Here is a 6,257-nt window from a genome sequence, read left to right on the forward strand (position 1 = left end):
TGGCTTTTTTCATCGCAGTCAGCTCGCCCTGCGTCCTCGCAATATCTGCCGCCTGGCTCCCTATCTCCGCTATCAGCTGCGCCTGCTGCTGGCGGCGCTGCGCTTTATAAGCCAGAGACAGGCACACCCACAACCCGCCGTTACACCGAGGGCTATATCCGGGATCAACGCAAATTTGAGCCGTCGACGTCCATTACCCTTAAAGGCCGCTGGATGGCGGCGCTGGGGTTTGAGACGGGACAGAAGATCGATGTGTTCGCCGGGCCGGGGCAGCTGATCATCCGGCTGGCCGGGGAGAAGTAGCTGACGGGTTTAAAGTAAAATCCCAGCCGGTTGGCTGGGATTGTCTGGTTTATTTAATGGAATCTTTTCGCTCTTGTAGTTTGGCTTTTATCCATATGCCACCTCCGAGGATACCGCCACCTGGTATTGCTTTACTTAAGGAATAAGTTGATTCTTTAAAAAAATCAAAATAAAACTCATTGCCATTTTTCAAGTGAAAAATTAATGCAATCCCAAAGCTTAATAAAAAAACTATTAAAAAAATCGCAACCATCCAATAAACGATGAGGAAAATAAACAACGGAAAACCAACCTTTTTGAATCTCATCATTCATTCCCACCATGATCTAGTTGCTCTTTAAATTTATTACCAGATACTTCAGATGTAATGGAACTTACAACAGCCTCACTTACCTCAGATGTCGTCTCTTTAACTACTGGCTTCGTAACTTCTGAAGCAATTTTCCCAGCAATGCCTCCAGCCACACTACCAAATCCTGCCCCAATCACAGCGTTGGTAGGATCCTCTCCTTTAATACTGCTCCCGATCGCAGCTCCTCCCATATTGACAGGAGTTGAAGCTATAATGCCTTTTCCTGTCGTTGCTGCTGCTGTGACTCCTGCCATAATCGCATCCACATAGCTGAACGGATCTTTTCCTGCAAGCTGAACGCCAGCATTAACTCCAACACCGATTGCCGCATTCGTTGCCATCCCTTTCACAGTAAGGCCTAGCACGCTACCGCTAAATATCAGCGGCGCATCTCCAATACTGGCATTCGATTTATGGTAGCCCCAGGTATTTACAATGCTCTGAGCCTGATTCAATACCGCATTGTCAGGATTGCGTTCATAGCCTGGATAGGCAAAAAGATTGTGCACTATCTGTTCGGCTTTATCCGCACCATAAGCAGCCTGCATTTCAGCTGCATAAGCCCTGACATAGCTATTCAATGCAATTTTTTCAGATTCCGACAATGACGATGGGTCACGGCGGAATTTGGTCATAAGAACATCGCTAATTTTATTCGCATTTTCCTGCTTAATCACTTCGTTCGCATTAGCCAGGGATTTATCTCCCTGCTTTATCTTTTCGATGGCGCTGTCCAGTTTCTCAGAAGAAGTTATACCCAGAAAATTATTCTCAACAACAACAACGTTATCCGCTGCGGATCCTGATGCCGAACTTACTTTTTCCCTGTCCTTTCCATGAGTTAGGACTGGTTTTACCTGCTGCGTTTTGATGCCCGGATATATTTTCCCCGACGCGCTTTTTTCGCCCGCGCACGCTACCGCACTGGTGAACATCACCAGGCACAGCAGCCACCGCGCCGCCTTCCTTAACCTTTTCATCCCGCTTTCCCTGCGTTTTCGGTTCGCGCATTTTAACAGCACTTTTGCCGCTGTCATTACCGGTTATCACTCGCGGCGCAGAGTCGGGACGCAGCTTGTCTGTGGCCCGGCTCTGCGTCTGCCGGGCGCGGGCTGGCGAGGCCCGCAAGCGGCGGAACGGCGCTCTGTGGCACTGATGGTTGAAGGATGTGAGGCTTTGCATGACCGTGTCGTGGCCGGACGGCTTCCTGCCTGGCCGCCGGAGCACCACAGCCTGAGGAGACAATGCTTTTGCATGACCACCACGAACCGGGGCGGGTAGCGGAAGCTGGCTGTGACGGCAAGGAGTGACCCGCTTCTTTTTGCGGGGCACGACCCGGCACAGACAGACGCAGCCGGGCGGGCATTAACTTCTTTCAGCGGAGGCCGCAGGCCGACCACATTATTGCTGTTGGCTGAAGGCGGTGATGTTGCTGAGCCAGGGTCTTGCAGACGACGCCGTGGCCGAACCGCCAGGGATGGCGGCACACCCGATGCCGAACGCGGGGCGCAAGACATAACGCAGATTATACGCATACGAGCGCGTCGCCCTGTTAAGCCTGCCTGACGACCTGACCGCGAGAGTGCGTATAATCTCCCGCGTTATGTTGAACGGACGAACGGCCGGCAACCTGACCACAGAGTGCGCCGTCACTCAACGCCGGTCGGGCGGCCGTTTACCCCCGCGCTGCTCCGCACCTGATGAAGGCAGATCGCGGCATGGACGCCGCGCTCTGCCGTGCACGGAACGGCTCAGCTCACAGGGAACCGGCTAACTCTGCGGCCTTTCCGGCGGCTCCGCTGCTCCGTCCGGCTCTGTGAACAGCGTGATGATATCCCGCGAGCCATGCAGCAGCCTTTCTATACGTACTTCGGTATCAAGAACCCTGAACACGATGAGATAGCGCCCGTAAGCACAGCTTCTGACGCTTTGTCCCAGCTCCGGCCTTTCTCTGTATATAACGGGTGACTCTGCTATCAGCAGGCACTGCTGGTACAGCTCTTCCGTGAAGCTCACTGCCCGTACCGGGTTGTCCTGCGCGATATAGTCACCGATGGCTTCCATATCCTGCTCTGCCAGAGGCGATATCCCCAGCTTCATTACGCTTTACCGCCTTCAGCTATACGCCGGTATTTCTGCGACAGGCGCCCGAACACCTCTTCCGCACTTTTGCTTTCTCCGCTGTTTACTCCTGCGCCGACCGCTTTTTGCAGGGCATCAAGTTTCATCTGCTGCTCCCGTTCTTCCAGTGCGCGAAGACCGGCACGGATCACCTCGCTGGTATTGTTATAGCGTCCACTTTCTATCTGTTTACGGATGAACGCTTCGAAGTAAGGACTGAGTGCTACGCTGGTTGGCATGATGCTTTCTCCGGCTGGATTACTATCAGTTAATAACTGTTAGTATTTCAGGGTTGCTCTTTGTTATCAACCTCTGGTCTGTCCTGCCGCTCCGCCGGATGCGTACTCGCATGTACCGCCTGAAGCGCACGGATGCTCACGTGCGTGTAGATCTGCGTGCTCTCCATGCTTCGGTGACCCAGGATCGCCTGTATCCAGCGCAGATCTGCGCCGTTCTCCAGCATCTGCGTCGCCATCGCGTGGCGGAACAGGTGGCAGCTCCCTTTGTCGATGCCCGCTGCTCTCAGGTACGGCACCACCGCACCGGTGATACCGTGCGCCGTCAGGCCCGTCACGCCGTCCATTGCCAGGAACAGCGCCTTACAGTCCGGGCTGACCAGTATCTCCGGACGAACATCCAGGATATAGCGCTCCAGCCACCACAGCGCCCGTTCACCGATCGGGATAACCCTGTCCTGTTTCCATTTACCCTGCACGATGGTCAGTATCTGTCGCCCGAAGTCCGCGCTGTATATGTCCAGTACCGCCACCTCGCCGCGCCGGATGACCATAAGCAACTAACGAGGGGTTGATCATGGCTGAACAGGATATTAAGCCAGATGCGGGGATTTCCAAAGGATTACGGCAGCTGAAGGTGGGCTATACCAGCATCCGCCACGCGGACAGCCGGGATATGACGACCTATTACAGCCAGTGCCCGAGCATCGTTCTGAAGGGTAACTGGCTGTCTGAGGCGGGTTTTGAGAGCGACACGCCGGTTGACGTGCGGGTGACGCCGGGACATCTGCTGCTGAGCGTGCGCGAACCCGCGCCGGAGCTACCCGCCGAACCGGAAGTGGTGACCATGCTGAAGCGGGCCTGCAAAAAGCTGTCGGCCCGCAAGCAGCAGCAGATCGCCGAGTTTATCCAGGCGATCGCCACGCCGCAGAAGCGGCCACGGAAGATCCCGGATGGGGTGATTGAATGGCGGCCTCTTTTAGATAACTAATAAAATAAAAATCCCAGCCGGTTTGGGGCTGGGGCTTATTTACATATTTAATTTCCAAAAATTCATACCATTAATAATCCAATACTGTTCTTTATCAGGTACTAATAACCCAAAATCACTATTTGCCTGTGCACTCCAGTCTGATGGCGCTGAAGTTTCGTGGTGCCTGTCCCAATCTGTATGGCGATATATTTTCTTATCGAAATTAATATAAAACTTAGGGAGACGCATTCGCCAACCATCCCATTCAGGAGATACTGGCTCTACGAGAGTGGATAAAAATCTCTCGATATATCCGTAAAAATAAGTAAGACTCCTGCTATCTCTGTTCGAGATAAAAAAATCACGCATCCAGTCTACAGAATAAACAGATACATTATTTTTTATAATATATTCCTTGAAGTTATCCTTAGATAAAACAGGTATCCCATTTCTAAATGAACTAACAGCCTGCTCATACAGTTCGGCTTTCATCCATCCTTCATCAATATAAGCCTGATACTCTGGCCTTACGTCGATACAGTAATTATCCTTACTATCAAAAACATAGTAGTGCTTTCCATCTAACACAAAAATAGCTATGTCTTTTTCACCATTTAGAATATTACCAAGTAATCTCTGATAATCACTTTCCAAATTCATTCAGAAATCCCTCTTTGGTTAGTATGCGAGCATTTGATGAATTTTTCTCAATCAGTTCGTCCCAAACTTTAGGTAACTCAAGAGACACGCTAGGTTGTCCTTTTGTTGGATCAACAATCTTAGGAGCATTAGGATCTTTAGGTACTCCGGGAATCGGTCTTTGAGGGACAGCCGTATCCATTATTTGTTTATGAAGTTTTGCATCTACTTCAAAAACAACTACAGTTCCATCCTGCCTTCTGTTAGTAAGATAATACGCAGCATGGTTTGGCCCATTAGTACTAACACATAACTGCCCACTACATCCTGAATTAATAGTTACACTTCCATCTGAATTTACATTAATTCTATTCTGACTCGTTTGTGTTCCACTACCACCGCCTTCAACTCGAAAATAAGTTTCTGAGGATGGCTTAGTTGAAGAAGAAGTCGAGGATTTAACTTCACGAGAAACATTTTTCCCTTGGCTTTCTACACTGCTAAACCCTTTCATACCTGCAAGTGCAACTGCTATCGCCTGCGTCTGCATTGCAGAGTCATAATCTTTCGCAACGTCATTCCAGTCACGATGCGTTGACGCCGCTATTGCAGTTATCGCCTGGTCACGGCTGATACTTCCCGCATCCACTCCCTTGAGAACGTTTTCCAGATTCGCCGCATCCTGCGGATAAAGATCCTTATAGATAAGCGAATAACTGACATTTTCACCGTACTTCTTCAGTGCTTCCTGAGCCGGGCCAACCAGCGCACCACAGGCTGCTCCACCTTTATTGCCATCAGTACAGATCGATTTTATTGCTTTATTACGCGCTTTATCTGCCTGATTAATATCTGCCAGTTCTTTCGTTTCAGCCGGTGTCAGTTCCTGTTTCAGGTAGTCGCGCTTCGTCTCCAGCTGTTTCTTTCTGTCGGCTTCCTGCACGCTCAGCCAATTATTCTCAACCGCATTCTTCCCGGCCTGCGCACCTGCCACCGCACTGCCCGTGCTGTCACCCGCAAGTCCGCCCGCCAGACCTGCCGCCAGCGTACCCAGCGCGCTTATCGTCTGCCGCTGCGCTTCCGTCAGCTTGTCGCGGCTCACGCCCGGATACAGCTGCTGCGCGATATATTCGCCCGCCACCGCGCCGGACGCACCCGACAGCGCGTTATTCCCTGACGCCTGCGCCACCACCGCACCCAGTACCGCATGCGCTATCAGGTTGGCCTGAACGTTCACCACATCCTTACCCTTCGCATCCCTGGTCATGGTCTGATGGTGTATAACTTCCGCCAGATATGGCGCTGAACCGCCTGCCAGTGCCGCCTTCACGTTGCCGCCCGCCAGACCCTGCACCGCCGCCGTCGCCGCGCTGATACCCTGCTGCCACGCACCGCCGGTGCCCAGTCCTGTATCTTTAAGCGCCTGGTCATACAGCGTCTGGTACATCTGCTGTGTGATATCCATCTTCGCCGGCTCAAGGCCCGGGTTGGCCTCTTTCCATTCCTTTTCCGCTGCCGCACGCTGCGCCGGCGTGACCGCCTTCATGCTCTCCGTGGCTTTTTTCATCGCAGTCAGCTCGCCCTGCGTCCTCGCAATATCTGCCGCCTGGCTCCCTATCTCCGCTATCAGCTG

At 52.1% G+C, this 6,257-nt stretch carries 8 protein-coding genes and 1 pseudogene; 2 read left to right on the top strand and 7 right to left on the bottom strand.

Annotation, left to right across the window (positions count from 1 at the left end):
• The coding region (locus EA20_RS19995; RefSeq protein WP_235192620.1) for a SymE family type I addiction module toxin at positions 1-303 on the top strand (303 nt) is incomplete at its 5' end.
• Positions 304-352: 49 nt separating this feature from the next.
• Here the strand turns inward: EA20_RS19995 and EA20_RS0100015 are convergent.
• From EA20_RS0100015 to EA20_RS19410, 5 genes and pseudogenes are all read right to left on the bottom strand, one after another.
• Complete coding sequence (locus EA20_RS0100015; RefSeq protein WP_024964877.1) at positions 353-613, bottom strand: hypothetical protein; 261 nt, start codon at positions 611-613, stop codon at positions 353-355.
• Positions 610-1,635, bottom strand: a complete 1,026-nt coding sequence (locus tag EA20_RS19405) for a hypothetical protein (protein WP_024964878.1) — start codon at positions 1,633-1,635, stop codon at positions 610-612. Before EA20_RS19405 ends, EA20_RS0100015 begins: the two co-directional genes overlap by 4 nt.
• 790 nt (positions 1,636-2,425) lie before the next feature.
• Positions 2,426-2,755, bottom strand: a complete 330-nt coding sequence (locus EA20_RS0100030) for a type II toxin-antitoxin system RelE/ParE family toxin (RefSeq protein WP_024964879.1) — start codon at positions 2,753-2,755, stop codon at positions 2,426-2,428.
• Positions 2,755-3,015, bottom strand: coding sequence for a type II toxin-antitoxin system ParD family antitoxin (locus tag EA20_RS0100035; protein ID WP_024964880.1), 261 nt, complete (start codon positions 3,013-3,015; stop codon positions 2,755-2,757). The genes EA20_RS0100030 and EA20_RS0100035 overlap by 1 nt, the downstream gene beginning before the upstream one ends.
• 47 nt (positions 3,016-3,062) lie before the next feature.
• Positions 3,063-3,560, bottom strand: a pseudogene (locus EA20_RS19410) (tyrosine-type recombinase/integrase); the annotation flags it as partial.
• 29 nt (positions 3,561-3,589) lie between these two features.
• Here EA20_RS19410 and EA20_RS0100045 point away from each other — a divergent pair.
• Positions 3,590-4,003 (top strand): SymE family type I addiction module toxin, encoded by a 414-nt coding sequence (locus EA20_RS0100045; protein ID WP_024964881.1) that lies wholly within the window; start codon positions 3,590-3,592, stop codon positions 4,001-4,003.
• A 39-nt stretch (positions 4,004-4,042) separates the two neighbouring features.
• Here EA20_RS0100045 and EA20_RS0100050 read toward each other — a convergent pair whose 3' ends face one another.
• Positions 4,043-4,645 (bottom strand): hypothetical protein, encoded by a 603-nt coding sequence (locus EA20_RS0100050; RefSeq protein ID WP_024964882.1) that lies wholly within the window; start codon positions 4,643-4,645, stop codon positions 4,043-4,045.
• Positions 4,629-6,257, bottom strand: a 1,629-nt coding sequence (locus EA20_RS19935) for a VENN motif pre-toxin domain-containing protein (protein WP_161635075.1), incomplete at its 5' end; no start/stop codon positions are given. The genes EA20_RS19935 and EA20_RS0100050, both read right to left, overlap by 17 nt.

The sequence above is a fragment of the Pantoea sp. IMH genome, assembly GCF_000599885.1.
Lineage (GTDB): Bacteria > Pseudomonadota > Gammaproteobacteria > Enterobacterales > Enterobacteriaceae > Erwinia.

What these genes read in the sequence shown, in the direction of transcription:
- EA20_RS0100045 (WP_024964881.1), top strand. Translation starts at nt 3,590, where the DNA reads ATGGCTGAACAGGATATTAAGCCAGATGCGGGGATTTCCAAAGGATTA.
- EA20_RS0100035 (WP_024964880.1), bottom strand. Translation starts at nt 3,015, where the DNA reads ATGCCAACCAGCGTAGCACTCAGTCCTTACTTCGAAGCGTTCATCCGT.
- EA20_RS0100050 (WP_024964882.1), bottom strand. Translation starts at nt 4,645, where the DNA reads ATGAATTTGGAAAGTGATTATCAGAGATTACTTGGTAATATTCTAAAT.
- EA20_RS19405 (WP_024964878.1), bottom strand. Translation starts at nt 1,635, where the DNA reads ATGAAAAGGTTAAGGAAGGCGGCGCGGTGGCTGCTGTGCCTGGTGATG.
- EA20_RS0100030 (WP_024964879.1), bottom strand. Translation starts at nt 2,755, where the DNA reads ATGAAGCTGGGGATATCGCCTCTGGCAGAGCAGGATATGGAAGCCATC.
- EA20_RS0100015 (WP_024964877.1), bottom strand. Translation starts at nt 613, where the DNA reads ATGATGAGATTCAAAAAGGTTGGTTTTCCGTTGTTTATTTTCCTCATC.